The sequence below is a fragment of the Escherichia sp. KTE114 genome (assembly GCF_000407765.1).
Classification (GTDB): Bacteria; Pseudomonadota; Gammaproteobacteria; order Enterobacterales; family Enterobacteriaceae; genus Escherichia; species Escherichia ruysiae.
This window is the reverse complement of sequence record NZ_KE136622.1, coordinates 47,289-73,815: the sequence shown is the minus strand read 5'-3', so window position 1 is coordinate 73,815 and position 26,527 is coordinate 47,289. Positions and strand designations below refer to the sequence as shown.

Here is a 26,527-nt window from a genome sequence, read left to right as displayed (position 1 = left end):
CAAGAGTCGAATTCTTTACTCCACTTTTCTGACATCGGATTTTCTCTCTGTATTTATGGGTAGTTATCGAACTGAATGTGCCAGTTTTTTCAGGAGACGGCAAAGTTGAGATGGTTGGTTCTGATTCAAAGCATGAGTTTCCCCGGTGTGACGGGCATGGCGGGAGGATTTTGAGAAACAACAGACGTAAAAAAACCGACTGGTGAGGTCGGCTTTTTTACTGTTCCGCTACAGAGTTGGTGGCTCTGGTCGGAAAAGAACTGTCTATAACTGACCTGTAGATAGTACGTCTGGAATTATATTTCTGCAAGTACTGGATAAGTGTATACTCGGCATGTCAGCTCTGAGGCATGTTCTGTCCGGCATATTGTTCAGCGGGAAGAACAGGTTACAAGTCCTGGCCAAAACATCAGGTGGTGCTGGTTTTGGTGCTCTGGTCGGAGAAGAACTGTCTATAACTGACACTATAGAAACCGTTGTGACAGGCAGTGTAAGAGCGAACAACGGGGTTCTTTCTCCAGTGATGGAGAAGCGGATGATTAATCTGTTAATCATCGTTCTCAGGGCAGTAGTTGCCGTTGCAAACGCGCTGATTGCTGTTCTGGAACTGATCCGGGAACTTATCGACTGATAAGCCTGGAAACGTAACTAAGGGCAGGGAGTTACCGCTTCCTGCCCTTTAACAAAAAGAGATCTCACGTTAAAAATTTGTACCCTTCTTTAACTTCCAGTGCCTGCTCCTTTGACTCAAACATCAGTCTTGTTTTCCCGGGAACGCCCCATGAAATGTATTCGACATCTATCCACCATTTTCCATATTCTTCATATGGCCCGGATATTACTTTTTTGACAAAGGCGTCTACCAGATTCATTATTTTTTCCTTTTTGTGTTGAAAATAATTAATGCCAGAGCACAGCGAAAATAATGAATGCGCTGGCTGTGATAATTGCGATTTTCTCCCATATGATATTTTTCTCATGGGGGATTCTACGGAGATTATTTCTTCGCATTGAGATACCGGTATTCATGTTTTATCTTGGACTTTTGTTTTGTTGTCTGTCTGGCAGGCTGTTCTGCGCCCGTTTGTGACAAGGTTAGCTTATGGGGTTAAATGGTCACGGACATCATGCGGACGGTTCCCTGTCACATGCCATCTGGTTTTTTCATTCAAGTTGAGAGATATTGCTAAGTTGAGTCGCTTGCGATAGTGGACTCCTGTTTGTAAGTGAGTGCCATTGTTTATTTCATGAAGAGGATTGATTATGAGCATGCCTCCTGCGATAGCTAATACTTTCTTGTTTGAAATGATGAAGAGTAAATCAAAAGACGTTACACTTGCTGCGATCTATGCATTAGGTGAAGGCCGGTGTCAGGCGGAGAACATTACTCGTGAATTACATAGATTGAGTCAAAGTGATGATATGGAAATAAAAATTGCTGCGATTAAAGCACTTGGTCGAATTTATCGGTAACGGCATAAGTTATCTGTTGTAATGAACAAAAGCCGGCTCATTTGAACCGGCTGTTATGGAGGGAGCTTATCTTAAAATACTTCGGCTACAGGCATGCCTGCAATCTGCTCCCACTCCTTACGCTTCTCCTGAATTAGGCGAGGAAAGTCGACAGGGTAATCATATCCTCTTTCTGCCATTGCATGCATTGTATCCGCCATCATTTTGGGATGGATGCATCCTGACGGAATTGAGACCATTGGTATATTTATGTATTTTGTATAAATCTCTAGTGTCTTGGCGTCGGTCACAGTGCGTGTGAAGTTGTCAATGTCAAAGCCGATAATATCCATTATATTTCCAGGGTAAGCACGAGCATACAGCATAGTGCCTTTTTTGGTATCCACGCCAAAATAGACGCCCTGAGTAAAAGACAGTCCCTCATATTCTTTGTCAGGTGAATAAAAACCGGTGTTTTTTATCTCCGCGACAATTTTTTTTATTTTGTCTTTTCTTGAGCTTGCTCGGGAATACATCAATATTGCAGGGGCAATTAGTAAAAACAGACAGACGCAAGTATAAATATAATCTTCTTGCGTCACATATCTTGAAGATGTAATGGAGAGCACTCCGAAAAGAATAAAAATGGATAACACTGGTATGCTTATGAAATATATAAATCTAAGGGCGTAATATAATGTCCACCAAGCAGGATATCTATTGATTGTTTTTACCATTTGCATAATAAACCCTCCATAAACACTCATCGATATTTTAATGCGATTGAGTGTTTATGGCAAGGTTGTTTTATTAAAATTATCCTTTTATTCCATCTTTATTATCATCCTTTGTGACATTTTTTAGTCTGTCCTCTCTAACTCCAGGGCTGTGTCTAATATTTCTATTAGAACCTGCAAAAATATCTTTTACTGATGAGGTGAGGTTGCCAAGAGTATTTACACCATCTCTACCACCCAAGAAATTGATAACATGGTCAGGAAGATATGCTTGTAAAGCAAATATTGCAGCTACAGACGTTGTACACATACGGGCGTAAATTAGCAGGAACCCGGCAAGGCTGAATATCCCTGTTAATGATTTTACCTGTACGTTAACTAGTGCTGCGCCAAACAGTGAGTTTAATATTGTGCCGACGGCAATGATGGCGACAGAGGCAAAAAAGAAACCGAATACCATGAGAGGTGGTCTTATCATGCTGTCAATTAAGTATATATATCCGTAAGCTGCTCGACTTCCTCTGTCCTCTGATGTTCCTAGATGTGTTGCTGCCCACAGAGGCCCGGCGGTGCATCCTATTAATACGCTTACTATCCAGTTCCCAATGCCTGTCATCCAGAAAATGAATGGTATAAATGGTAGGTAAATTGATAAGGAAAAACCCGCACAAAACAACAGGAACAACAAGAAATATATTGGGGGAGCTGCAGCATCCAGCAGAGCAACAAATCCTTTAGGTAATCCAGAGAACAAATTAACAGCCTTTCCGAAAATAGAGTTATCACCCATTGTCGCGAGAACTCTGACAGTTGTATATCCTGTCCAGAGAATTTCTGTTGTACCCAATGTATAATCGCCGATGTTTTTCATCTTAATTAATGGGTTAACTTGGTTGCTGGTTGTTCCTGTTCCTGACCATTCAGTAGCAGCTTGGTTTGTCCATTTTAATATGGTTGGCGCTATACTTTTCATGACCACACTTTGTGGGTCTGTGCTATTAGCTGCATTACTTTCATCTTGAGTTGTTATCGTTCCTATCGTTGGAGTATATGTGGAGTTCTGCAATTGAGTCTTGTATGCCCCCATAACAGCACTAAATAAATCAGTATCGCCAACTTCCCCAAGTGATGACATTGAAGTTACAGCTGGAGCTCGGTCTGCCAGCTCTGCCAGACGTTGGTTAGCAGTGGCAAAGGTCTGATACCACGCGCCAAGCGTCACCCATCCATAGGTTGTGAGATAAGACTTGAGAGCTTCTTTCCTGGATTGTTCTCCGTTATCAATAGGTAATGATTTTTGTACAGCACGTTCATACTCGTCGGCTGCTCTCTGAATCCGTGTCTCGATATCCGGCAATGTTCCGTTGCCAGAATTTCTTTTTTCCAGAAATGTTGTCACAAACTCACTGGCAGCGTTGTCCATGTCGCTAATCATATTATCCATGGCTGCACGTTGTGCTGAGATAACACCGCTGTATTCGTTTTTACTGAAGGGATTAAAGAATTTTCCAATCGTCGATTGATCTGTTGTTCCGTTTCCTTCTACTGACAGGCTGGCTGAACCACAGATACCGCTGCCATTGGATACCGTGACAGTGTAATTACCACTGGCGGTTTTAGCTGATTCTGTCATCAGTGAAGTCGAGGATTTGACCGTCTGATTAAAATCATTTAGTCCTGCGTTAACCGCATACTTACACAGTTCCATTTCAAAAATGCCACGCGCTGCTGTTCGTGTGGATGCCTGAACTGGCTGTACAGTCATTGAATAACCATTTGCGATATTATCAGCGGCAAGTTGCACCATCACATTGGCGGACCCAACCCCCATTATCGATGCGCCCCATAACATAATGAGCTGAGCGATACTCCAGCCATTTCCGGTTGGAACGATCATCAGAAAACCTGCAACGACACTCAGTGTGCCGACGATATCGCGTCCGGTGCTGAATACCTGTCCCTGATGCCCCGAACGCACAACATGACGGATACCAATGAACATAAACCAGACAACGGCAAGTACGGCGATGATACTGTTGAACGCCCCGAACATGCTTCCGATCAGAGTGGGGGCGCTGGTTGACAGTGGATTGGTGACTACATCACCGAATATCGTGACCAGCGCCTGACGGGACAGATCGTCAGGATTGGTTGCGGCAGACACAATATCCTGATAGGTCACTGAAGCCATTGCCGGCAGTGAGGATATAGCAAGGCCTGCACAGAGTGCGCGAAGTAAAATTTTCACAGTAACTCCGGAATAGAATTGCGTATGGGCAAAGGCCACACAGGATTTAATTAAGGGGGATGGCGACATGCCAGTGGTACTGGCATCTGGACGTGATCAGTATTGTTTACTGGTTACGGCAATTAATGTGGCATTGCGCCAGCCATTGCGGTCGTTCAGAAAATCACGGAAAGTCCCCTGCTCGGGTTCGCTGACTTTTCGTTCATGCAACTGCCAGAGGCGGTATGTAACAATCAGTGCTCTGGAAGCACAAAGAGCGACGCCTGACAGTATCAACACAAGAGTGCTGATGGCGCGTACCAGAGTCGTAAGAGGTAATGAAGAGGCGGCAAAGAGCATACCACTGAGAAACAAAGCGATGGCCAGCAGACTCCAGCAACAGAATCGCCATACTGTTCTGCGCCGGCGGAAACGACGATCCAGATCGTCTACTGACATATGGCTGGCCTGCAGAGCTTCTTCCCACGTGAGGTGGAGTTGCGCCTTTTTATTATTTACCTGACGAAATCTGTCCAGCCTGCGTTTTTGTTGTTCCAGCATATGCTGTACAGAATTCGTTATCAGGCGAGTCTCCATCAGAGGAACAAAAATGTTAATAATCCCCCGGGTGGCTATGCGGGTTATGGATGGTGATTTTTTGACGTTTTTCGTCTGGTCTGAATTTTCCGGTAACTTATTCATTTTTTCAGTCCTGTTCTGACGTCAGCTTTCAACGTGCGTTTGCCTGATTGATTGTTTTCTCAAGGCTACCGAGTTGTTTTTCATAATACTGGCGGGCGGTCAGAGCCAGTTGCTGTCCAGAGATGACATTACCCTGGCGGATCTGTTCTTTCAGGTCGTTCAGTTGCCAGTTCATTTGCGCAGTGATTCTTACCAGTTCACGGAGCAGGTTATCTCCCTGCATTTCCTGTAAATCCACCAGGTATGCTGTGTTGGCGTAGCGCCGGCCAGCCTCAAAAGCTTCAAACTCACGGGTACTCATATATCCCCGTGCTTTTGCTTCTGGTGAAGCCACCTGGTCGAAGTAAGCGGCCGCTGAGTCTGACTGCAGTGTTTCAGCCAGTGCTTTACGTGTGCTTTCATTAGGCGTGCTGTCAGCAATCAGCGTCAGTTGGGGATTCGACGCAGAATCAATGATGCCGTTGTATTCGTTCTGGAGTCCGACGTAGGTTCGCCCACTCTGGGTATTCACTTCTCCTTTACCCAGAGCACGACCGGCAGAGGGGCGGGAAGTGTTTTTCATGTAAGCCGTCGCTGCATCTATTTGCTTCTGATCCCATGTCAGTGCTGCAGGTGTGTCCGCTGTACCTGCGCCGTGGTAAATCGAGCGTACCTGACTGTCTCCACCTGGTATTTCGCCCACAGAAGGACAAACGGCGGTTCCTCCAAAACGTGCATATTCTGCTTCTGTACAGTAACTGGCGTGTATGGCCGCGCCATCATAAGCTTCCCGCACGGGAGAGTTTGCTGCGCTGGCCAGACGGTCGCGGATGCTACGGTTGCTCACACCGCCACCTTTACTGAGTTTTGAGGCTGCGGATGCTGAGGCACTTTTGCTTTCTGTTGCAATCCCTGATGCGGATTCACTGCAGATGGAGTCTGGCACGGTGAAGCTTTTCCGTGCCTCCTCGAGGCGCTGAGTTTCATTACTGAAAATCATCTGCTGACGTGTCGCCTGTCCGTTCTGGGCAATGACACTTGCCAGCTTTTCAGAGTTCTGATTGATAGCGGTACCCGTGGCTGTCTGGGTACTCAGTATGTTGCCAAGGACATCTTTGATGGCTTCCATTCTGGGGATGACCTGCTCTTCAACAGGCCGGCTGGCGACGACGGTGACTGAATAAGCATGAGCCTGGCATGCCGTTCCACTCAGGGTGGCTATAAGGGCTGCGAGTAATGTTTTTCTTTGCATTTTATTGTCTCCTGCTCGGGATGGAGCACAAGGTCAGGAAGGCTGTCGTATTTTCTGTTTTCAGGTAGTGGGGCCAGTGGGAAACACTGAAATCGCCTGGTGATATAACCTTTCCTGTTCCGGTTATCGATGATGCTGAAAGAACGACGTCTGACGCGCCGTAAGGTGGAAGGGTCAGTATCCATAACAGGCCAGTCACCGGCACTCAGTGCCGGCGTTCCGGGAACGGATGGCCATAACCAGGTATCATCGGACATCAGCGAAGCCAGCGGTGAAGGGAGTATCCACTGGATGACATGCTGAACGTCGAATGGTGCTTCATCCGGGACAGAAACCTGCCATATTGCCGTTGTTATCAGCTCATCTGTGCTGGACGGCAACAACAACCGCATGCCTGTAACCTTTCCCTGTGTTCTGGCATCCGAGGCGTATATCACTCTGGGATTGGGGGCCGGATGTAATCTGAAGACACGTGACGGCAGAGTGAATGAGAAACTGTCACCTTTTACCTCAAGTTTTTTAAGAAATACCTGCCCTCTGGCAGGTCTCCGGCAGCGTGGGGTGATATGAATTGTACACATCAGAGATTGTATCCCTGTTTTCGGATGAGCTCCGAGGCCAGTTCTTCAATAACATTGTCACTGTTATGTTGGCCCGCCCGGTGCTCAATTAATGACGTTGCAGAACCTCTGGGGAAGTTTTCGGCCAGAATCTTACGTGCCCGAACTGAACCTAACTTATTTGTCAGTGTTTTACGCAGGGCACTGTCTTTTGGCGATGAGTTCAGCGCCCATAGCTCCAGTGGACCGACGGTAAATTTGAGTATTCTCGCAAGCGTGCCACTTTTTACCCTGAATACTCCCAGAACAGGAACACCACTACCATCTGGTGCCGGGCCTTCCGGCATTTTCAGGAAGCGTTTCAGCATAAATTCAGGAACGTTGAAGTTATCCCTCAGTACGGGGATATCTTCGGGTTTGTAGCGCAGTAACCAGAGAGTATTTGCTGACTTAAGAACGCTTTCCGGGTAGTCCCTCAGATACTGCGTACTCAGAACAGTGCGGATAGCAAACTTGCGTTGCTCACGCTCCTGGGTATCCAGATTTTCCCAGATGAAGTCAATGCCCCGGGCGTTATGCAGTTCATCATAAACTTTTGTCTTAACCTCCTGATCAAGTTGGTTAATACGTTTAAGAGCGATTTCATGGTATTCCCGTGGAAGCTGCTTTAACACTTCATCCCTGTATTGTGGCAGGGTGAAGTCACCACCGGCGATCTGACCTGCAAGCAGGTACATGATGCCGGTTTTAAGCCTGCCTGCAGGCGTTTTGTCACCGGCAACATTATTCAGATCGACAGCGATGACCCGGGTTTCCGGGTTGATCATAAACCGGGTATACCCGGATATCATGGGGTAGTCGTTATGTCCCTGCTCCAGGGCGCGGCGGATGTAGTCCAGCAGAAGCTCGTTTGAACCATCACGCTGAACAGTACCGAAAACATCCCTGAGACTGGTATGGCCCAGCATCGAGGACACTTCGGGAAGCTGGGGCATTGCCTGATAATGTGCCCGCTGAGCCGCCATGATATACCCGGCATTGTGGAGCATATCCCGGACTTCAAACCAGGTTGATCTGGCCCACCAGGCTGCATCATGTTTTTCATACAGTCCCGAGTCCTGCAGTGCTGAATCCACCAGTTCTTCCGTTGAGGCGCGATAAAGTCGCGGATTATTTTCACCGTACTCTTTAAAAGCCAGCTCGATAAGCTGGTTGATAATTTGTCGGGTGTCTCCGGGGTTACAGGGTTGACCGGTACCGGTATCGACACAGAGAGCACACAGCACCGATGACATGAAATTCTTTTCCGGCGTAATAGGCTTTTTAGCGCCGTACATCACGTCAAAAAGGTTACGGGTGTAGTCCGGATCATTGCTCAGAATAATACCGACAGCTTCGTCTTTTCTTTCCTGAGGAAGACTGTCGCGAATAAGCTGAACCAGTCCCTGAGCACTGTATCCCTTATCGATATAGGCAATGAAGGGCAGGTTTTTCTGAGCAGATGATATCTGTATTTCCGACAACGTATTAATCAGAACTGATTTACCCAGTCCCGGATCGCCTGGTGCCAGTTCTGTATGTTTATTTTGTTGGGATGACGCCAGACCAACCTCAAATGCGGAACCGTCTTCTGTATGTAACATCAGATTCCCTTTGCCTCGCCAGACAGATCCTGCCCTGTTAAGCGGGAAAAGCGAGATGGCATGTGACAACGGGGGATACAGGGGAACCGGGCCGGAGCCTCCGGATGCCGCGAGAATGGTATTCACCCAGGCGCGTCGGGGATCGCCAAATGTTGTCGTGGTGCCACATACGCCCCAGCCTTCAATGGCCGATTTCAGAATGGCCTGGTTTCGTGTGCATATTTCACGTGTTTTTCCCCACGTGGAGGCCATGATGGTCATTATGCAGACAGGTTCTTTTTCATCCGTTGCCGCCAGGGTCATAACGGATTCATACATTGGACGAACGGCAGAAATGAAGCTGCTGTAAGTCAGAAGCGTTTTCTTCAGATTAAGAGCCTTCATCCCGCCGGGCATCAGATCCATTCTGATGCGCCAGGGGACTGCGCGGGGGACGGCACGGACCAGTTCGTTAAACGTCTGCAGATTTTGCGGAGGTAAAGTAATCGATACCATTCCGTGCCAGAGTCCACCCGCCTGAACCAGGTTGCCCTGTGTGGTCACCTGAGTGTTGAATAACTGCAAATGCAATGAAGGAGCATGTAGTACGGATTCATCGTCAGTCCAGCGATATCCCGCTGGCTGGGCATCTTCAGGCAGGTGGGGTTGCCAGTTACGCGGTGTGCTGTGCCGTTCTGTCTGACGACGTATTTCACGCCCGACCTCGTGTATATCCAGTAGCCGGAGAATCAGGCCATCAGATGAATGTCTCAGTGCCTGTTCCACATTATCAAGAAAAGCTTCGTGGCGGATTTTCAGTGCAGATAAGGTCCACTGCCAGGGGGACTGGGCAAAGCGTGCTTTCGGTACCCGTTCAGCCAGTCTTCTGACAAGCTCATCATGGGCGGTGCGATCGCTGTTGCTGATAAGGTCGGGTCCACTCCAGATCGCCAGCCAGCAACGCTCCCGGACCAGCCATGGGGACAGTGTTGTGACTTTCTCATCGACCACATCCTGTAACTGGATACCTGTATTAGCCAGTGAGCGCTTTTGTGGGGCGACCATGTCTTCGATTTCTTCTTTCCCCATGTCAGGATCACGCTCAAAAACGAAGCTGATTTTATGACCGCTGTTTTTATATGCCGTATTCAGGCTGTCACTCATGCTGGTGATCAGCGATTCCAGTGAACCTGGGCCAGTCTGGTCGGATGCTTCATCCATTTCCCTGAAAGCACCGCTGACTTCAAAGACAGAGAGATATTCTCCACGCTTTGTGGCTGCAATATAGGGCGAATTCAGCCATGGGCGACGTTCACGATCCTGTCTGTCCAGACCTATTACAGTACGTAAATCGCAATACTCAACAAAACTGCTTGCGACAGAGAAACGGGATAGCGTGTTCAGACAGTCTTCGATAGTGAAGATTAAACGGTTTATGTTCATAGGTGAGGGAACTCCGGACTTACAGGAGGGAGGTTTGTGCAGTTTGATTTTTTTAATGCCACCCCGCGCTGGAGTGGCATGAAGAAAAATCAATCAACGTATTCTTTTTTGATGAATGAATCTGGTGTCAGAATCAGGGCAATCCCGTTCATTTTTTCACGCAGGGGCGAACGACCGGAAGGTGGATAGCGACGAAAAACGTCAGCGAAATCGGCCGGGCGGAAACTGCGGAATTTATCCTCAACCGCCAGTCTGTTTTGCATCAGTGCAGAGAGCGCTTCCCGTCCCCGCCGGACCCGGAACTTATCATTACTGAAAACTTCCTGTAATGAACGACGGTTAAGGGCCACGACCGTGGATGGATGAAGGTCGGGTAGCCACACCATAACGCCCTGTGCTGCGGCATAACCATTCAGTGAATGCCAGGCGTGGCAGAAAGCACATAAGCTGTAAGGCGGGCCGTCTTCATGAAACAGTTCCTGCTCTTTCTCTGACAACGACTCTGTACTGGTGATTTCAGCTTTCTGTACATGGCGGAGTGAAAGACGTCTGGCAGACAGACGGGCCTGCTCAAGCGCCCGTTCAGCGGCTTTTACTGCCGTGTTGTACTTTTCCTTTTCGCCGGTTGCGACTGGTTCACCACGCTTTTTTAACTTATCCAGATGTTCTGTGGCCTTATTAAGACGAACTCGTGTGTCATTGATTGTGTCGGTAAGCTGTCTGAGTGGCCATGAGTCATCCAGTCTGAAACGGTGCCTGACGTTTTGCCGGCAGCAGATACATCGACCGGGCGTTGTTAATTCCGGTTCCGGTAACAGTGGCTCCTGTGTATGAACCACATCAATTTCTGGAAAGGGATACAACCACAAGTCTTTAATGCTGTGTTGCATGAGCAGGCTCCGTACTGGTGTAACGTTTCACGGCTTCCAGAATGATGTTTGCGATTTCATCGGAACAGCATTCTGCAAAAATGAATTCCTGATCGTCCCGACTGTCGTGGGCAATCACATTGCCGTTTTCTGTTCGTCGTAACGTTATGTGCTCCGGGCTCCAGGCAGACATATGTGCCTCCTTGTATTGCCGAACAGGAAGGGCACCGGATAAATGCCAGTGCCCTGGACAAGATTAGCCAATGGAAATTGTGGAAATCCCCAGCTGTTTCTGGCTGCGACTCATCATTTCAGGTCCGGCGACAAGTAGCGCCCCAATGACGATAGATACAATGCAACCAGCCAGTCCCATCCCCCCTTGTTTCCCAACTTTTTTCAGGCCAATCAGGCCCCCGAGAAACAGAATTACGCCGATGAACTGCGCAATAGTCAGTGATGATGACTGTGCTGTTTTGGCACCTTGTTCGACATTGCGAACCATATCGGCAAGATCTCCATCGGCAAGAACGGCTTTGGGCAGCAACATCATGGGAATGAGCAGCAGGAACTTAGTCAGTTTGCTCCGGCATGACATTACAAACAGTTGTGCGTGGATAAATGCGGCGTACAGACGGGCCGCTACGACACGAATACGTGACATAGTTTCTCCTTAAATGGATATATCAGTGGTTTATATGAAGGTGAAAAAAATCAGAAGACGATTCCAATGCTTGCCAGCAGGGCATTGAGGACACGATCGATAAAGACCAGCAGGACGCCGGCAATAAATTTGACGTTTCCCTTACTGACGGATTCACTGGCACTCAGTGCGGTATGTCCATCGAGTCCGGCCTTGCGCCAGATGGATATCCCGTTCATTACAAATCCAACACCGGCCAGCTTGGCCAGCGACAGAACTGCATTTGCTGCGCCAGCAGCAGCGCCAAACGTCTGAGGTTGTACATATGCAATCGGGCCAAATGAGTCAGCCCTGAATCCCATTTGTACGCCTCCGGCGTTAATCATTGCCGGGAGTGATACGAGCATGCAGCTGGTTAACATCCCCGCAATAAATTTTCCGGGAGACATTTTTACCGGACCGGCTGAACGGGCGCGGGCAAACAGGGTAATCATGCTGATCACCCCGATGAATTCTCCCCAGGTAAACAGGAAATCCATTCCGGCACTGAAAATACTGCTGGCAAAGTTCTCAATGGCGGTCAGGGCATCCATGTTCATCAGCGTAACGTCCCTGCACTGGTGATGATGGTCCGGGTCGTCGGATCAATCCGCTGGATCACCACATTGCCCAGAGTCTGACCTTCTCTGACAGCCCAGGTACTACCCTGCCAGCGAATCCAGGCCATGCCAGTTTCCATCGACATGATTTTCATTCCGTTAAGTACAGACGACGTTTTTTTCTTTGCTGGATGCGGTGTGGAAGAGGATTCGGTGACGCTTTTCTGTGTCATCATTCCGTTCAGGTGGCTCCGGATATCATCCAGCTGACGGCGCGTTTCCTGTGCGTATTCTTCATCCTTTTTTATAGCTTCGCCCAGCTTGTTAATGCTGTCGTGAAGCATATTCAGTGTTGCCTGAATTTTTTCATCGCGGTTATCCAGCTCTGTTTTTACATCCCGGGCAAGCTGGCTCATATCTTCTCCTGTCCGGACAGTCATGGTCTCAGTGGACTGAACGGAAGGTGATGATTCTTGTGTGGTTTGCCAGGTCTGTACGCCAGCATCCGCATCATTAAACGGAGGCATGCCTGTTTCCGATGGTGCTCTCAGGAACAGATACCATATGGCTGCGAGCAATACGACTGCACATAGCCCCCATGTTGCTACAGATATCCCCCAGACGGAACGTTTCCAGAAAGGGGCGGGTTTCTCTTCGGGTTCACCGAAGCTGCCGGTTTCATCTATTTCTGTTTCAGGTTTCATTATGGTGTCTCCGGTTGTTCATCATACCGACGTTGCATCACAGCTTTTCTTTGCTCCATGGCTGTCTGCATTCGTGCCTGCGAGCGTTGTTCCGTCTGTGATGTACGATTAACTGAAGGGGAAATGCCACTGGAAAGGGAAGATGACCTGGCGTCGTTTGTCATTACCGGGTCAACAAACAGAATTGATACGACTTCATGCTGATACACTTCTACCTGTTTATAGGGCTCACTTTCTGCCTGGCGGGTTAATATCTGACTTCCTCTTTCCGCCATACCACCGGCAATAACGCCCGCAACAGCTTCACCACTGGGCATTCCCACGCGTCCGGTAACCGTGCCATAGTTACCCTGAATAACCTGCGTGTTGGCATCTTTATAAAGTGTGCCAATACTGCCCACACCTCCTAACACTGACGGCAGAATGATATGTTTAAACCAGCGTGTATTCACATTGCTGGCCACGGATGACATCAGGTTGTCTTCCCGTTGAGCATATGCATTGACCTTAAGGTCCATGCCGTTCCAGCTCATCCGGTCGAAATGGATCTCCACGCCGTTACCCACCAGTTTGACTCCCGGACTGAACAGCGTTGCCCCTGCCCAGGGGCCAGCGGGAATGGTTGCGATAACCTTGGATGACGGGTTATCAGAATCCACTGCCGTATCAATATATGCTGGTATACGGGTCAGAGCAGGTATCAGTTGTATCCCTTTTTCTGCTACCGGCGTGGACAGGCTGGCATTCTGTAATGCGAATTGCTGCGTACCATTCTGCCCTGTTGTTTCTGCCGGAGATTTATTCCACATAGCCGTTGCTATGGTTGGTGTACTACCGGCAGGATGCTGATCTTTTATTCTTACAATCAGCTTTTGCAGCCGCTCCATACGTTTTTCACTGGCTGCTCGATCCTCCTGTGGTGTGCCGGAAGCCTGGCGATGAGCATAGTTTTCCGGTTTTGCTGCAGGCTGTTGTTGCTTTTCTGGAGTGTCCGGAATATCAAGCCCCTGTGGAAGACTGGCAATGAACGTCTGATTATTGCGGGCTGCAGCTGCGGCCCCTCGTTCATTATCAGCTCTTAACAGTTCACGATAGTGAGGCGTTTCGGTAACGCTGCGCGTTCCGCCGCTTGCTGCACTGTTAATGTTCACGGCTGACTGCATATCGCTGTTACTCCCTGATATTTTGGAAAACGCGATATAGCCGACGCCAAATAAGATGATGCTGCCCAGTCCAAGCAGGGCAGCCAGTTTCTTTCCGGATTTACCGGCATCCTGTTCAGCACTCATGATTACTCCAGTTCTGGTGTCACGTGAACGGACTGGCCATTCACAGAGAAAGTCAGTAGTGGGGTGACGGGAAGTTTCCAGAGATGAGTTCCGTCGGCAGAGGACAAGGTCTGTTCAAATTCATCGCGCAACATCGCCCGGGAACGAACCAGTAGGTCATCGCCGTGTTGCCAGATCGTTGTATCCGGGACATTACCTGTGAATTTCAGCCTCTTAACTGAAGGGTCCCGGGGAGGAATACCATCCAGAAATGCCTGTAATGTTGCATCATGCAGGGCGATTTTATCCGTCGGGATGGAGACAACCGGGCTGGTTGGTCCCTGCCGTGGTATTCGCAGATCCAGACGACTGTCCATTTCCTGACTGGATGACGGCGTATCTGTTTCGCCACTGGTTACGTTCAGGATGACCGGTACCGACAGATCTTTCAGGTAGACAGAAATGTTTCCGGATGCCCATGGCCGCAATGGTGTGATTGTCACCATGTTCTCGTTGTACTGCACATCAAAGAGTTTTGGTGCCGCGTTATAAGGAGGATCGGATTGTGGCCATGGTGAACCGTTGATATCGGTAAATGTCACTACGCTCAGGTTGTTCATGGCTGTGCGAACAAGAGGAAGGCTGGCACCGGGGGACAGATTAACTGTCAGAGAGCTGATACGGGGTACAACACTGGTGATGGGCGCATTGATGGCCCGCTCGTTATCCGCCATGAGACTGCGTAGTGAGCGAATCTCATCGGCGGAGAGCTCAGAATCAAGTCTTGCCGCATCCTGTACCAGCGGGCTGGCCTGCCCGGGGGCAGGCAGCTCACCTTTTACCAGTGTTGCCGGAACACCTCCGGTGTTTTGGGAGGCGTTCTGAACGTGATCGCTGGCAGAATTTGTCGTTTGTGGTGTGCGTGCGTTCTGCCATCCTGCGTTATCTGCAGACGTGGCGGCGCTGCACACCAGGAGCAGTGTGCTCAGTAAATAACGTGATTGCATATTACTTATCTCAGGAGTTCGGTCCGGCGTTACGGGAGATCATCTGCCGGATTTCCATACCGGATGGTTTCAGTCTGGGGTCAACACGCTGGATGGTGATTTCGAAAACAAAAGACTGTTCTGGCTTGCTGGTTGTCTGGCCGACCAGACGCATACGGACAGGATACTGAAATGTCCAGAACCATACGCCGTCGGACATTTGTCCCTGTCGTACCAGAACGCCAGCGCCTGTCGTGGCGGTCAGATTCATCTTCTCTTTCTTGATCGTCTCCAGAATGTTAGATGCCTGTAATGCATTCACATATCCGGCAAAACCTTCGTCAGAAAAACGCGGAGACAGAGAGGAAATCTGTGAACGATAGTGCACAAAATCCAGGTTGAATGCGGTCGCCAGTGCCTGGCTGCCAAAGGCCATTGCGTCATTCTGACTCCATGCTGGCTGATTTGTTGGTGCCAGCCTGACCAGACGACCATTGTCTGTAGCGAAATATTCGCGCTCCACATTCGTTGAGTGCCAGTACTGAATGGCGTTACCAGTAATACTGATAAGAAGACATGTGCCCGTACATAAAAGCGCTTTTATCAGCGCAGGGACATTATTTGCCCGCTGTTCTGACTGCTTCATAGCCCTGATTGTGCTCTTCAGTATTTCCGGGTCAGGTGCCGGATGTGATGGCGAGGATGGCTCGGTATTTTCGGTCATAGGTTGTAGTCCTTCCAGGGATCAATATTCCCCGGCAGCTTTTCATTCACCTTGTCCACGACCGCGTCGCAGACCTGGTTTTCCAGCTGCGACAGAATGTCGTCAAGGCTGGGGAACTGGGGGAGGTTTATGCTGATTTTTTTGATTCGTGACAGACAGGACTGCAGGGATGAGGAAACATCGTTTTCACGTTGTGACCATGCATCCGCAGCTGCACGTGCTCGCTCATATCCTGTATTACTACCGGCCTGTGCCGCGCTACCCGCACGACAGGTTGCAGCACTTGCCGTGGATGAAATCAGGATAAGGCCGAGCACGGCAACCAGAGACTTATGCATGTTCATATGGCTTCCTTACCGGCTCATCGGCCGGGGCTGTGGGAGAGATCCTGATGCAGAGTTTTTTCCTGCCTGTCCTCCGGCTTTTGGCTGTTGGACCACTGCTGCCATGACTGCTCGAAGCCCAGGTTCCGGTACAACGCATCAGGTTGTTTTTCCGGCGTGTAGACAGCAGCAAAAAGCGGTTCTTCCCGGGTTTTCAGATGAAACTGCATAAGCTCCGGTGCGGGGCGATTCGTGCTGTCAGCATCGTGGTTTACCGCTTCACCATAACCTGCAAAGCGTAAACCTTTGTCGGTCAGCGCATTGATAACCAGCTGACTGTTGTCGGCTGATGGGGTGGCCAGTGCCGGATACAATGTGCCGTTCAGCCGGACCACACCCTGCAGATGTTCATCGGCACTCTGGACAAGTAGCAGGTTGAGTTCACGCGTATCCTTATCCACTGATCCCAGAACAGGTGTCAGCTTGTCAGGGGCTGCGCTGGTTATTTCTGTTACCTGATTTGCGTTCTGTGGCGCGGAGACCGGATGTCGGTCTTCACCGATAAACAGATGTGAGCCGACGTTTTCTGGCATACGTAACGTTTTCATCTCTTCGGGCCACCCCTGGCTGATTTGCGCAGCCACTTTCATAAAGGTTTCGACCGGAATCGCCTGAATACGCTGACCTTTATCCGGATTATCATGTGATACCGAGATCCCGTTGGTAACTGACTCCATGGACCACTTATTCCGGAAACGTGCTTTTTGCTCTCCCGGGAGGATGAATTGTTCGCGGTTCTGAAGTGTCAGTGTCACCACGTCACCTTTCTGATGGTTTTTGACCAGACTTTCCAGTTGCTCCCCCCAGTAGAGTTTGCTGCCACTGCGGTTTTTAAGCTCAACAAAGAAACTCTCTCCTTTGCCGGGTGCATATTCAGCACGACCAAAATTGTGCAGTACGGCAGTCACGCTCTCTCCCGGGCGAAGTTTTCCTGGTGGTTCTTCACCTTGTGCCGCATCTGCCGTTTTGCCAGGTTCAGCCGGTGATGATGCAGGGACGGTGCTGACGGTTGATGCTTCAGGGGCTATTGGGGACGCCGGGGATTGTGTGGCTTCTTTTTCCTGAACAGGGTCTGGGACTGCTGGTTGTTCAGGGGTATTCCGGTTAAGTTCCGGTGTTGGCTTATGGGTGACAACAGCATCCTTACTGACAGCCATTTCCTTGCGTAATTTTTCTAGTTCAGCCCGTTGATCTGGCAATTTCATCCGGACATCGATGTTGTGCTCGATAATCAACTGCATTGCTTTTTGCTTAAAGGCATCACTGCCCGTCAGCTCTATGACGCCCCCATAAAATTTGGTGGCCACAGCAAGTGCGGCCAGAACGCTGCGATCGTCATTGCTGGCACCGTTGACCATTTCCAGCCGGTTTACCCGGTCAATGAAGGCAGGTTTGCCATCCAGTTTGTACAGGACGGTTCTGTCTGCTCGTTTTTCCCAGTCGAGCTCTTTAAGAATTTCGTCCATGTTGAGCGATATCGGTGCATCAGAACGTTCCGGGGCGTAGACAATACTGTCAGGTATCGGTGGAGTCGTCGTGGTTTCCGCTGAGGGCGTGGGATCACTGTTCTCATGTGCCTGTGAATCCGTTTTTTTACGCGTAAAAAAGCCACGCGCTTTGTCGAGAAACGATGAAGTATTATCAGAAGGTGATGTGCTCTGAACAGGTTGCTGTGGAGTGGGTTCATCCCGGACAGCCGGTTCTGCAGTATCTGTTGTGGCCTGAAGTTTTGACTCATCTGCCTGAACGTGGTCTGTGTCCGGTTGCGACGGCATATCACTGTTTTCCTGCAGATGCTCAGGATTTTCATTGTTCATCAGCTCCTGATATGCGCTGTAGTTTTCGTATTCTTCGGGGCCATCTGACTCAGGAAGGAACGGCTCTGGCTGAAGGGGAATGTCTTCAGTTACATGGTTGACCGCCTCTTCCCGGGGAGTATCCGGGGATATTCCGGTGCTTTGTTTGTCATCAGGCTCCGTCATCACGGTCATTTCCTCTTTGACTGCATCAGGGGAAGGTGATGGCTCGGCTGATTCATTCATGGTTTCAGATGAGGGACTGTCTTCAGGGGATGCGGGGGCGGCAGCAGGGGCCGGTATTTCAGGTGAAGTGCCGGATTCCTGTTGTGACTCGTTTTTTTCCGGTTGTGACAGTTCGGCTTCAAATTCACGCCAGTCTTTATCTGTGGCCACCGAGACAACTTTTTCCGGAGGTTCCGCCGGATGAGCGGGTTCATCAGGGGCAGATGCCGTTGTACTTTCCGGGGACGCCGGTGATTCTGCAGGGGAGTCCTGAACTACAGAGCTTTCCGTTTGCGCCTGAACGTTATCAGCGTGCCGCTCATCTTTGCCGTTATTTTCAGTGGCGTGACTGGTAAATGACTGTGTTTCATCAGCAATGTTACTGCTGGAAGCAGCTGGTTGTTCCTGCTGCGTGGCGGACGGCAGAGAAGGTCCCTGGTCATGGCTGTGCCCTGTATCGGGTGATGTTTCAGGATATTCTGTCGGAGTCATGGTTTTTTCCTCAGTGTGGACCGGTGTAAAAACGAGGTTGCCGATCACCAGTGCCTCGCGGATTTCCGGGGTGTTACTGTTGGGGGTGGAAACCCCGATGTGTTCTAACTGGGCGTTGATGACATGCTGAAAAGCGGCCCGTCCCCGGCTTGCGTCCAGGTCATTGAAATCGGTCAGCCCCTGCGCTTTTTCGGCATCGGTGAACGCAGGAAAGATGACCGTTCCTCCTGTCAGTTCTGCGGCTTTTGTTGCACTGACGATACCTTTGTTAACCCGGATTGCATGATCGTTGTCGGCACAGAAGATAAAGGGGCTTTGCGTCCACTTTTGCCGGGCATTTTCGGCAACGGCAATCATGTTGCCTCCATCCACCGTCATCAGTACCGGAAGGCCCGTGGCTTCGTGCAGGGAGGCCGCAGTGGCATAGCCCTCGGCAAACAGTACCGGCTGACCGTTGCGCGGTGTGCCCAGCGCAAACCAGTTACCGGTTTTCTCTGAATCTTTCAGGATGCGGGCATCCTTCCCCCCGGTGACCGGAATACGCTGGTAAGAGCGTATCGCGCCGTTACGGTTACTGAAGGGAATAACCAGTTCATTTTTGTTGTTTACCCGCACCCCCGGTGCAGCCTGAATGCCTTTCCGGGTCAGGTATTCATGTGCTGTGGCCTGCGGCCATTTGTTGACATAGCGGCGGGCATACGCGGCCTGTCGGTTGTACTGTGCTTTCAGTTCCCGCTCCGCGTCCTCCCTGCGTTGCATTGAATGCGCTTTCAGGTGGAGTCTTGCGCGGGGATCTGTCTGTTCTCCGCCGGAGAAGGTCCAGGTGATCGGCGAATCATCCGCGCTGCGATAATCCCTGTACCAGCCGGCAGGTCTGCCGTCCAGGAATCCGCGATATGCGCCACTTTTTTGTCCTTTTTTGTCATCGGCGGTCGGGACACGGTGGATTTTCCCGTCCATGACCGGCAGTTCTTTCAGAACCAGTCCGGCATTCTCCAGAACCTGGGCAAACTCGGTGACCGGATCACTGCCGTTCATGGAGACGTCCTGTGGCCGGGGCAGCCAGCGGTCCAGCCTGGACAGGTCCGCCCCCGGGCGGGCGAACCAGAGTTTGTGCTCCTTGTCCCAGATGACGGGCGTGTGCCCGTTCATCGGGGGATGTGCTTTTTTGAGATCTTCTATTTCATCTGCAGGCACGGCAAGCCAGGTGCGGTAGCGGGATACAGACGGCATGAGTGCTTCTCCTGAAAAAAGACGGAAAAAAACCACCGCCGGAAGCCGGGGGTGGCTGGGGGGATAGAAAATCGGGGGAGAAATGTTTGTCAGGGTTTCCAGTCTGTACCCTTATTCCAGCGATCCTGCCAGTGTTCAAGATATTGTGCGGCTACATCCGGCATATTCTTGAGCACAACGACATTCTCTGAATTCTTGCGTGCAGCAGCACGAGAGAAGTTATAGGAGCCAGTTTCAACCGTGTTTCCGTCAACAATGATGACTTTGTCGTGATGGATGGGGAAGGCATCTACAGTCCGGAGAGGAATGTCCAGCAGGTTGATATATTTCATCGCTTCCTGACTTGCCCGGTTCGTATTCCCCTTGTCATCAACAACAATACGGACGTCCACTCCGCGTTTTTTCGCTTTTGCCAGCGCATGCATTACATCCGGGTCGGTGAAGGAATATGCCATCATCCTGATGGAGCTTTCCGCACTGTTGATTGTGTCAAGCACCAGAGCGGATGCGCTTCCTTCAGGAGAAAAGCCGACCTTCACGGATGGCGTGTCGATCATTGCAAACGATGGTGTCGTGAACAGTAACGGGCATGCCAGTAGCGATACCCGGAGCAGAGTAACGATAGTTTTTTTACCTGACATAAAGACTCCAGAATTTAATCGAGGCCAGTCCAGTCTCGTGGTGATTCCGTATGGTGGCGATACCACCATGGACGACCGGAGGCGATGGCCCCTCTCAGAATGCTGAAAATGCGTGTACAGATAGTCCTGACAGTCCAGCCTGAACGGTCGAGAATAACGAAAAATAAAATGATGCCGGTGCAAATCCAGAAGGTTGTTTTGGAGGGAAAGGGGCATATAAACAGATAAATCATGGTGAACGGCAGAGGTACGCCCTGGATGTTGACTGGCGGTGTTGCATATCGCCAGAAACCTTCTCTTTTCATGACCGTAACTCCCCTGGCGGGATAAAAAGAATCGCTTCTCTTCGGTCAACTTCATTCCGGATATACATTTCCAGAATCTGGTCCCGGATACGGCGCTTCTCCTGCCGGATTATGGCATCAATGTGATGCCCCCACTCTGCATGCGGCATTCCGGAAAGATTGTCGCGAAGCTCATCGTTAATGACGATATATTCCCGGACGGCTTTACGACCACCGTCATTTGTTCTGACCAGAACCTGAACCAGAATGAACTGCAACAGTGACAGGACAGCCCAGGCCATCGAATCCCTGATGACAGGGGGAAACAGCCCAAGAAGACGTGCCAGCGTTTCACCAGGAGATTTCGTATGCATGGTGCTCAGGCAGTAATGCCCGGTGTTGCCTGCCTGTACCGCTGCGTCGGCGGTTTCGTTATCCCTGATCTCACCAACACCGATAATTTCGGGATTACGTCGTACAGCAGAACGCAGTCCGGCAGCAAAACTGACCACATCACGCCCGATTTCTGCCTGATGCGGTGGGAGCAGATCGTTTTCATTTCCCAGGATATATTCCACCGGGTCTTCATATGTCACGATTTTGGCGTCGGGGAAATTGTCCATAATGTAACGGTACAGTGCTGAACACAGCGTTGATTTTCCTGACCCGGTTTCACCACATACAAATCCCAGACCGCTTTTGCAGACCATTGCTTCAAGCAGGTCTGGTTCAATGTTCATGGAGAGAATGTCCGGTATTTCTGTCGGGATGACACGCATGGTTATTGAGATTGCTTTCTCCTCCGCACCAGATGTGCCCTGAATGAGGTGAGAGCGTAACCGGATGCGTTCTCCGCGTTTAAGACCATAGCGCCCGGATGCATCCCCGTTAATCTGTATCGTCCTGTCAACCGGATTGCCTGCCAGAACGCGGGGAATGACTTCCCGACCGAACAGTTCATCAATCAGGGAGGACATGAGTGTGGTTGGTAACGTTGCACTGGAACAACGCACCCGTCGGCCAAAGCGACTGACAGATACAGGTGACCCGCCGGTCAGATCCACATCACTGACTTTATGTGCGGCACACCAGACAAAGAAATGCCGTAGTTCATCTGCAGTGAAACGCTGAAACGGAAAAAGACCAAACTCATCAGGAATATTCATCGGGAGCCTCCTTCAGTGCCTATAAGCGGACGCCAGTGAGATTTCTGAAGATTGAATTCCGCATGATTTTTAAGGCGACGAACACGATCTCCAGTAACCAGTTTTTTCCCGTCACCTGTAACGGTTTGCATTTGATCAGAAACATCCGGACGGGTGATCATGCCCTGACGCCAGAGAAGTGAGTACAGCATCATGCCCCGGTAATCACGGGTGAGGGTTTTCTGGTTGGCTTCAAGCGTCAGGTCGGCGTTTTGTCTTCCTTCCTGCCATCCCTGCCGTAATGCGGTTTCCCACACTTTTCGTTGCACGCTGTCTTCTGGAACGACGCTGCCTTCTGTACCCGGAGTGGCTGTTGTTGAAAGCCCCCGGAGAAGCCAGTCACGCCAGCCCGGTGGATTGCTGACAAAGCGTTCAGGGCGAATGATGGTCCAGACCCGGGAAGAGGTCCGGATTTGATCTGGCGTGATATGAGCTACGTCCTGTGCTTCATCAATAACCGGTGGTAGCCAGCCTTCCGGGCTAATCAGTGGCCGGAAATCGTATAAGGCATTAAGTGTGCTTTCCCGGGCGTTGAGTGCCTGAATTAGCTCCCATGAACGCTGAGCCTTGCCACCACGAAATCCAAGCGTTTTACCTGCGTCGGTCAGCATTTTCCAGCGTGTTTCTGACAGACTATCCGGCTTTTCACTTCGTGGTTTAAGCCATGCATTAATGTCAGGTGGTGGCGTATTGACACCACCTGGCGAGATGGTAGGGGAAGAAGAACAACCAGTAAGCAGTATTACTGGCAAAATGAGAGAGGTGAGTGCTTTCATTTTTTCCGGTTCTCCGGCTGCATGAAGCTGACCTGTAACAAGCCCGGATATTGATGGATTGTTGCTCTCCAGGCTGTCTGGGCTTCAATAAGTCTCAACGTATTGGAAAACGTCATATCCCGGACGTGAAGGTTGACTGGTAACGGCAGGCGGACACCATTGTAGTTAAACTGCATCCCCCTGACTCTGGCCAGTTCGTTCAGTAATTCAATTGCATCACCTTCCCAGTCAAAGGAAAGGCGATCGCTGTTAGCTGTCAGAAGATGAGACCCCGTTGAAACCGGAAGTTGGCCGGAAAACACACCTTTGTCCCATAATGTGTACTGAGTGTGCCGGGTAACCGCCACATCAGAGGCAGCACCGTAGTTACGCGGAACAGGAGTATGCTGAGAAGGGGAGTTGCAGCCAGCCAGAAAAAGGGCGGCAAGACACCCCGCAGGTATAATACGGTTCATAATAATTCCTGAGCAGTTAAATCAGAATGGTATATACCGGTGCTCCGGTACAGACAGGATGATGTTTGTTTCCGGCTATACTTGCGTTACCGGAAATAAATGCCAGTGTGGCCAGGTAAATAGCCTCATAGTTTACTGAAGATGATTATTCCTGATACTGGCTGGTTGATGTGTCGTCAGACATAAAACGAATATGAGCGTAATCTTTAACGCTCCGCGCCGAATCGATCCATGATGGATGACTCGACGATTTATGAATCGAACGTACCGGCGCTTGTCCCTGAAACAGTTCCCGGCCCTCGTCCGGATAACCTGCAATTCAGACAGGCACATGTGCCCGTACACTCTTGTATCTTACTGAGTATATCAGAATTTATGTAAATTCAAATATCCTCTATGCCTCTTTGTTGTATTTTCCGTCAAGTATGAGCCGGGTACCATCGTAATGCATGATCAGGGCATCAAGGTACGCCGGTTTGAATTTCTTGCCGAGCCTATCTCTGGCCAGAAATGATAAACAATGATTATGTGTCATTATTACTATGTTCCTTTTATGAGATTCTCTTGCGATTGATTCAAGCGTCTTATAAAAATCATTATTGCAGTCTGATAAACTGTCCATAACGACGGGTTCTTTACCGGAGAAGAATTTTGCAGTTTGTATGGTTCTTACCGCATTGCTGGAGTAAATATCATATTCACTGAAGATTGTTGCGAACTTAATACCTTCCTGCTGTGCTTTCTCTGTACCGGTAATAGTGATTCCGCTTTTATCCGAATAGCATGGCATATCTGAACGGTCGCAACGTTCTCCATGGCGGAAAAGGAAAATAACGGTGTTATCAGCATTAATTTCTTTTGCCTGTTCCAGGGTGATATCGGGAAGCGAGCTTTTTGCTTTTGTCACTGCCGCTACCAGGAAAACAGAAAATAAAAGAATGAATGCTGTTTTTGAATAAGAAGAACGTGGTTTCATCATGTTATTTAAACTGAATATAAAAATACCCCCGGGTTTAGTGCCGGGGGCGGGGACAGTAATCAGAAAGTGAACTGAAGTTGTGCCATTGCACCGTAATCGTGGTCAGTTCCTACCAGGCCGGAAACATCGATATGTACGACGTCAAATGGAGAGATACCAACGCCAGCGGTGAAGGCGCTTCCGGAGTTTGATGCCATGTTCTGACGATAACCGGCACGCAATTGCGCCCATTTCCATGCGTTAAATTCAGCACCAACACTTGCAAACTGACGTTTGCTGTCAGAAGTGAAGCCACTGGCAGGAGTCAGATCAACGTCAAGAGCAGTGGTAAACAGGTCATTATGCCAGGATACACCGGCGGTTGCCTGCGGACGAACTTTGAAGGTTTCTTTAAAGCCATTGACGACTTTAGTATCAATACTGCGTGGAATGATGTTCTGGGCAACAAGACCGACAGTCCAGTTGTCATTCAGGTCTGTATAAGCACCAATATCGGCGTTGAATCCGTTTTTCGTGTTGTGGTACTTGTCACCGTCAAAATCGTCTTTGTCGTAATCACGAACCGTTACGTTGTAGTTAAACAGGTCCACACGCTGATATTTTGGTGTGACGCCAAGAGACCATTTTTGTCCGGCCGTTTCCAGTTCTTTGGCAAATGAAATTCCGACGTCGGTAATTACAGCTGCACGCCCGAATGCGCGTGAGGTCAGGGCATTCTTATCGACGTCGGTAATTGTTCCATTGGCAACTTTGTCCAGATAATCCAGGTCTGCATCGTTTACTTTTCCGTTTACGCTGACAGTTCCGTAAGACTTGACCATAAGGGCAAACGGCAGAGTGTCATTTGCCATGGCTGCTACAGCTGATACACCTACCTGAGCATCTGCATTGATATTGCGGAATTCCTGCAGACGATGTTTAAGATTTGCCGCTGCCTGTTGTACGCCATGCTGGTTATCTACAGCACTGTCAAACAAATCCCAGTCATCTTTAACATCATCAGCTTTATTTGATACATCATCAGGATCAGCAACTTGTGCCCCAACAGACGGCAGAAGAAGGCTGAAATCATCATTGCTGTTGTGCTTTGTCAGTAAAGCCGGGTTTGCCAGAGGTGCCACACCATAATGGGAAGATGCTACCCCGGTACCACCCATTGCATCGTTACGCGCTTCAAAATATGACGTCGCTGCTGCAGCGTTAAAGGAAAATAATACAGCAGATGCAATGATGGTGCGGGTAATATGATTTTTCTTCATCATTTAATTTCCTGTTTATCAGAATTTAGACAAAACAACGCTATGACACGGATGTGCCGTAATTTTTACTTTGGTACTATCTGGTATTTACCAGGGTAATAAAGACGTATTAAATAAGCTAACAGGTAGTATTTGCCCTGTAATAAGGTTCCCGGCAAGGCCAGGTCTCAACGTGACGCGTCGCAAAGACATTGTTGTATTCTGCCTGGTTGTATATTCAGTTAACCATTTTCTTTTTTCATCGTTCAGAAGTGTTGGTGATAATGATAGTGCCGGATATATTATAGAGCCATTTATTTCTTTTTTCTGTCTCAATATTACCCCGCAATATTCTCTTTTCGTGTTTCCTGCGAAGGGGAAACTATGCCAGAAAATAACTTCAGTGTTGCTGCTATCACTAATAAGCATTCTGAAATTATCAGCAGTATCTGGCCATTCACCGGACAACGCTATCGGATAGTTTTCATGGCCATTCAGCCAGTCCGGATTGAGATTAAAACATTCAGCAAGATGTTCGAGAGCGTCAGCTGAAAGATAGTCTGCAAGTCTGGCCGGGTCCTGTATAACCGTGGAGCGGATATTCCATGGCGACAGCAATGTTGCCAGTAATGGCGCATTTATATCATGCGACAGCATGATGTATTCAATTCTGCTTATTATGTTTCCTGTGGTGTTATCCGCAGGCATAAACATATTATGAAGAGCATCCTCAAGCAGGATTCGGGTTAAATCAGCGGTGGATATGGCTAATTGTTCGCTCATTATCCCCAGAACTTCTCTTACCCCTTGGGGGTAACGGACCTGCAGAGGTGTCGGGTTTATCTGACGACCGTTGATGAGTTTTTCGCCGATTGCTTTTTTGTCCAGCGAGAGCATCATTCGGGCCGCAATACCGGTCGTATTCAGTCTCATTGTTCCTCCGACTGAAAAAGTCTTTTCAGCTCATGTGGTTATTGTATCTTCGGTGTTTTTTCTGGTGAAACGAATAATTTCGATCATGCAGATCGAATGTGTTTGGCGAGTTGTTGCAACTCG

General features: G+C 49.4%; 27 protein-coding genes. 2 read left to right on the top strand and 25 right to left on the bottom strand.

The features are described from left to right. Positions 1-535: 535 nt before the first annotated feature. Positions 536-631 carry a DinQ-like type I toxin DqlB gene (gene dqlB / locus WC5_RS25725; RefSeq protein WP_000609148.1) on the top strand — a complete coding sequence of 32 codons (96 nt, stop codon included), beginning with the start codon at positions 536-538 and terminating at the stop codon, positions 629-631. Between the two features lie 64 nt (positions 632-695). On the opposite strand, the gene WC5_RS25495 is transcribed toward dqlB, so the two are convergent. After that, positions 696-872, bottom strand: a complete 177-nt coding sequence (locus tag WC5_RS25495; RefSeq protein ID WP_001054900.1) for a hypothetical protein — start codon at positions 870-872, stop codon at positions 696-698. A 391-nt stretch (positions 873-1,263) separates the two neighbouring features. Here WC5_RS25495 and WC5_RS21100 point away from each other — a divergent pair, with 391 nt between their 5' ends. Beyond that, entirely contained in the window at positions 1,264-1,473 is a 210-nt protein-coding gene (locus WC5_RS21100; protein ID WP_000062603.1) for a HEAT repeat domain-containing protein, read from the top strand. Positions 1,474-1,544: 71 nt separating this feature from the next. On the opposite strand, the gene excA is transcribed toward WC5_RS21100, so the two are convergent. The 24 genes from excA to traE all read right to left on the bottom strand — a co-directional run bounded on the left by excA (position 1,545) and on the right by traE (position 26,404). After that, positions 1,545-2,195: a plasmid IncI1-type surface exclusion protein ExcA gene (gene excA, locus WC5_RS21105; protein ID WP_001178506.1), complete on the bottom strand. Its 651-nt coding sequence runs from the start codon at positions 2,193-2,195 to the stop codon at positions 1,545-1,547. Positions 2,196-2,268: 73 nt separating this feature from the next. Continuing rightward, positions 2,269-4,437, bottom strand: coding sequence for a DotA/TraY family protein (locus WC5_RS21110; RefSeq protein ID WP_000698357.1), 2,169 nt, complete (start codon positions 4,435-4,437; stop codon positions 2,269-2,271). Positions 4,438-4,533: 96 nt separating this feature from the next. After that, positions 4,534-5,118: an IncI1-type conjugal transfer protein TraX gene (gene traX / locus WC5_RS21115; RefSeq protein ID WP_001037987.1), complete on the bottom strand. Its 585-nt coding sequence runs from the start codon at positions 5,116-5,118 to the stop codon at positions 4,534-4,536. A gap of 28 nt (positions 5,119-5,146) precedes the next feature. After that, the gene (gene traW / locus WC5_RS21120; protein ID WP_001189160.1) at positions 5,147-6,349 is read right to left on the bottom strand and encodes an IncI1-type conjugal transfer protein TraW; all 1,203 of its coding nucleotides are present in this window, start codon (positions 6,347-6,349) and stop codon (positions 5,147-5,149) included. Beyond that, positions 6,316-6,930 carry an IncI1-type conjugal transfer protein TraV gene (traV, locus tag WC5_RS21125; RefSeq protein WP_000337398.1) on the bottom strand — a complete coding sequence of 205 codons (615 nt, stop codon included), beginning with the start codon at positions 6,928-6,930 and terminating at the stop codon, positions 6,316-6,318. The genes traW and traV overlap by 34 nt, the downstream gene beginning before the upstream one ends. After that, complete coding sequence (gene traU / locus WC5_RS21130; RefSeq protein WP_001024783.1) at positions 6,930-9,974, bottom strand: IncI1-type conjugal transfer protein TraU; 3,045 nt, start codon at positions 9,972-9,974, stop codon at positions 6,930-6,932. The genes traV and traU overlap by 1 nt, the downstream gene beginning before the upstream one ends. 89 nt (positions 9,975-10,063) lie before the next feature. Continuing rightward, positions 10,064-10,864 carry an IncI1-type conjugal transfer protein TraT gene (gene traT, locus WC5_RS21135; protein ID WP_016231302.1) on the bottom strand — a complete coding sequence of 267 codons (801 nt, stop codon included), beginning with the start codon at positions 10,862-10,864 and terminating at the stop codon, positions 10,064-10,066. Next, positions 10,848-11,036 (bottom strand): putative conjugal transfer protein TraS, encoded by a 189-nt coding sequence (gene traS, locus WC5_RS21140; RefSeq protein WP_001277255.1) that lies wholly within the window; start codon positions 11,034-11,036, stop codon positions 10,848-10,850. The genes traT and traS overlap by 17 nt, the downstream gene beginning before the upstream one ends. 63 nt (positions 11,037-11,099) lie before the next feature. Beyond that, on the bottom strand, positions 11,100-11,504 hold the full coding sequence (gene traR / locus WC5_RS21145; RefSeq protein WP_000086959.1) for an IncI1-type conjugal transfer protein TraR: 405 nt from the start codon (positions 11,502-11,504) through the stop codon (positions 11,100-11,102). A gap of 50 nt (positions 11,505-11,554) precedes the next feature. Next, positions 11,555-12,082, bottom strand: a complete 528-nt coding sequence (traQ, locus tag WC5_RS21150) for a conjugal transfer protein TraQ (RefSeq protein WP_001055569.1) — start codon at positions 12,080-12,082, stop codon at positions 11,555-11,557. Continuing rightward, a complete protein-coding gene (gene traP / locus WC5_RS21155; RefSeq protein WP_000801919.1) occupies positions 12,082-12,786 on the bottom strand; it encodes an IncI1-type conjugal transfer protein TraP in 705 nt (234 codons plus the stop codon). Before traP ends, traQ begins: the two co-directional genes overlap by 1 nt. Continuing rightward, complete coding sequence (gene traO / locus WC5_RS21160) at positions 12,786-14,075, bottom strand: conjugal transfer protein TraO (RefSeq protein WP_001272000.1); 1,290 nt, start codon at positions 14,073-14,075, stop codon at positions 12,786-12,788. Before traO ends, traP begins: the two co-directional genes overlap by 1 nt. A 2-nt stretch (positions 14,076-14,077) precedes the next feature. Continuing rightward, positions 14,078-15,061: an IncI1-type conjugal transfer protein TraN gene (gene traN, locus WC5_RS21165; RefSeq protein WP_016231301.1), complete on the bottom strand. Its 984-nt coding sequence runs from the start codon at positions 15,059-15,061 to the stop codon at positions 14,078-14,080. A gap of 10 nt (positions 15,062-15,071) precedes the next feature. Continuing rightward, positions 15,072-15,764, bottom strand: coding sequence for a DotI/IcmL family type IV secretion protein (locus WC5_RS21170; protein ID WP_000138550.1), 693 nt, complete (start codon positions 15,762-15,764; stop codon positions 15,072-15,074). Next, the gene (locus tag WC5_RS21175) at positions 15,761-16,108 is read right to left on the bottom strand and encodes a conjugal transfer protein (protein WP_001055900.1); all 348 of its coding nucleotides are present in this window, start codon (positions 16,106-16,108) and stop codon (positions 15,761-15,763) included. The genes WC5_RS21170 and WC5_RS21175 overlap by 4 nt, the downstream gene beginning before the upstream one ends. A gap of 17 nt (positions 16,109-16,125) precedes the next feature. Continuing rightward, entirely contained in the window at positions 16,126-19,893 is a 3,768-nt protein-coding gene (locus WC5_RS21180) for an LPD7 domain-containing protein (protein ID WP_016231300.1), read from the bottom strand. Positions 19,894-19,982: 89 nt separating this feature from the next. Further along, complete coding sequence (locus WC5_RS21185) at positions 19,983-20,534, bottom strand: phospholipase D family nuclease (protein ID WP_000014583.1); 552 nt, start codon at positions 20,532-20,534, stop codon at positions 19,983-19,985. A 14-nt stretch (positions 20,535-20,548) separates the two neighbouring features. Continuing rightward, positions 20,549-20,839: a hypothetical protein gene (locus WC5_RS23125; RefSeq protein ID WP_001299214.1), complete on the bottom strand. Its 291-nt coding sequence runs from the start codon at positions 20,837-20,839 to the stop codon at positions 20,549-20,551. Beyond that, complete coding sequence (traJ, locus tag WC5_RS21190; protein ID WP_001024972.1) at positions 20,836-21,984, bottom strand: plasmid transfer ATPase TraJ; 1,149 nt, start codon at positions 21,982-21,984, stop codon at positions 20,836-20,838. Before traJ ends, WC5_RS23125 begins: the two co-directional genes overlap by 4 nt. Continuing rightward, the gene (gene traI, locus WC5_RS21195) at positions 21,981-22,799 is read right to left on the bottom strand and encodes an IncI1-type conjugal transfer lipoprotein TraI (RefSeq protein ID WP_000646097.1); all 819 of its coding nucleotides are present in this window, start codon (positions 22,797-22,799) and stop codon (positions 21,981-21,983) included. The genes traJ and traI overlap by 4 nt, the downstream gene beginning before the upstream one ends. Further along, a complete protein-coding gene (traH, locus tag WC5_RS21200) occupies positions 22,796-23,254 on the bottom strand; it encodes an IncI1-type conjugal transfer lipoprotein TraH (RefSeq protein ID WP_001079808.1) in 459 nt (152 codons plus the stop codon). The genes traI and traH overlap by 4 nt, the downstream gene beginning before the upstream one ends. Positions 23,255-23,648: 394 nt before the next feature. Continuing rightward, positions 23,649-24,233 carry a histidine phosphatase family protein gene (locus tag WC5_RS21205; RefSeq protein WP_016231299.1) on the bottom strand — a complete coding sequence of 195 codons (585 nt, stop codon included), beginning with the start codon at positions 24,231-24,233 and terminating at the stop codon, positions 23,649-23,651. Between the two features lie 59 nt (positions 24,234-24,292). Next, a complete protein-coding gene (locus tag WC5_RS21210) occupies positions 24,293-25,495 on the bottom strand; it encodes a conjugal transfer protein TraF (protein ID WP_000976353.1) in 1,203 nt (400 codons plus the stop codon). An 84-nt stretch (positions 25,496-25,579) separates the two neighbouring features. Next, positions 25,580-26,404 carry a conjugal transfer protein TraE gene (traE, locus tag WC5_RS21215; protein WP_001238938.1) on the bottom strand — a complete coding sequence of 275 codons (825 nt, stop codon included), beginning with the start codon at positions 26,402-26,404 and terminating at the stop codon, positions 25,580-25,582. Between the last annotated feature and the right edge of the window lie 123 nt (positions 26,405-26,527).

Excerpts from the sequence above, each read along its gene's own strand:
- dqlB (WP_000609148.1), top strand. The coding sequence starts at position 536 with ATGATTAATCTGTTAATCATCGTTCTCAGGGCAGTAGTTGCCGTTGCA.
- WC5_RS25495 (WP_001054900.1), bottom strand. The coding sequence starts at position 872 with ATGAATCTGGTAGACGCCTTTGTCAAAAAAGTAATATCCGGGCCATAT.
- WC5_RS21100 (WP_000062603.1), top strand. The coding sequence starts at position 1,264 with ATGAGCATGCCTCCTGCGATAGCTAATACTTTCTTGTTTGAAATGATG.
- excA (WP_001178506.1), bottom strand. The coding sequence starts at position 2,195 with ATGCAAATGGTAAAAACAATCAATAGATATCCTGCTTGGTGGACATTA.
- traX (WP_001037987.1), bottom strand. The coding sequence starts at position 5,118 with ATGAATAAGTTACCGGAAAATTCAGACCAGACGAAAAACGTCAAAAAA.
- traW (WP_001189160.1), bottom strand. The coding sequence starts at position 6,349 with ATGCAAAGAAAAACATTACTCGCAGCCCTTATAGCCACCCTGAGTGGA.
- traV (WP_000337398.1), bottom strand. The coding sequence starts at position 6,930 with ATGTGTACAATTCATATCACCCCACGCTGCCGGAGACCTGCCAGAGGG.
- traU (WP_001024783.1), bottom strand. The coding sequence starts at position 9,974 with ATGAACATAAACCGTTTAATCTTCACTATCGAAGACTGTCTGAACACG.
- traT (WP_016231302.1), bottom strand. The coding sequence starts at position 10,864 with ATGCAACACAGCATTAAAGACTTGTGGTTGTATCCCTTTCCAGAAATT.
- traS (WP_001277255.1), bottom strand. The coding sequence starts at position 11,036 with ATGTCTGCCTGGAGCCCGGAGCACATAACGTTACGACGAACAGAAAAC.
- traR (WP_000086959.1), bottom strand. The coding sequence starts at position 11,504 with ATGTCACGTATTCGTGTCGTAGCGGCCCGTCTGTACGCCGCATTTATC.
- traQ (WP_001055569.1), bottom strand. The coding sequence starts at position 12,082 with ATGAACATGGATGCCCTGACCGCCATTGAGAACTTTGCCAGCAGTATT.
- traP (WP_000801919.1), bottom strand. The coding sequence starts at position 12,786 with ATGAAACCTGAAACAGAAATAGATGAAACCGGCAGCTTCGGTGAACCC.
- traO (WP_001272000.1), bottom strand. The coding sequence starts at position 14,075 with ATGAGTGCTGAACAGGATGCCGGTAAATCCGGAAAGAAACTGGCTGCC.
- traN (WP_016231301.1), bottom strand. The coding sequence starts at position 15,061 with ATGCAATCACGTTATTTACTGAGCACACTGCTCCTGGTGTGCAGCGCC.
- WC5_RS21170 (WP_000138550.1), bottom strand. The coding sequence starts at position 15,764 with ATGACCGAAAATACCGAGCCATCCTCGCCATCACATCCGGCACCTGAC.
- WC5_RS21175 (WP_001055900.1), bottom strand. The coding sequence starts at position 16,108 with ATGAACATGCATAAGTCTCTGGTTGCCGTGCTCGGCCTTATCCTGATT.
- WC5_RS21180 (WP_016231300.1), bottom strand. The coding sequence starts at position 19,893 with ATGCCGTCTGTATCCCGCTACCGCACCTGGCTTGCCGTGCCTGCAGAT.
- WC5_RS21185 (WP_000014583.1), bottom strand. The coding sequence starts at position 20,534 with ATGTCAGGTAAAAAAACTATCGTTACTCTGCTCCGGGTATCGCTACTG.
- WC5_RS23125 (WP_001299214.1), bottom strand. The coding sequence starts at position 20,839 with ATGAAAAGAGAAGGTTTCTGGCGATATGCAACACCGCCAGTCAACATC.
- traJ (WP_001024972.1), bottom strand. The coding sequence starts at position 21,984 with ATGAATATTCCTGATGAGTTTGGTCTTTTTCCGTTTCAGCGTTTCACT.
- traI (WP_000646097.1), bottom strand. The coding sequence starts at position 22,799 with ATGAAAGCACTCACCTCTCTCATTTTGCCAGTAATACTGCTTACTGGT.
- traH (WP_001079808.1), bottom strand. The coding sequence starts at position 23,254 with ATGAACCGTATTATACCTGCGGGGTGTCTTGCCGCCCTTTTTCTGGCT.
- WC5_RS21205 (WP_016231299.1), bottom strand. The coding sequence starts at position 24,233 with ATGATGAAACCACGTTCTTCTTATTCAAAAACAGCATTCATTCTTTTA.
- WC5_RS21210 (WP_000976353.1), bottom strand. The coding sequence starts at position 25,495 with ATGATGAAGAAAAATCATATTACCCGCACCATCATTGCATCTGCTGTA.
- traE (WP_001238938.1), bottom strand. The coding sequence starts at position 26,404 with ATGAGACTGAATACGACCGGTATTGCGGCCCGAATGATGCTCTCGCTG.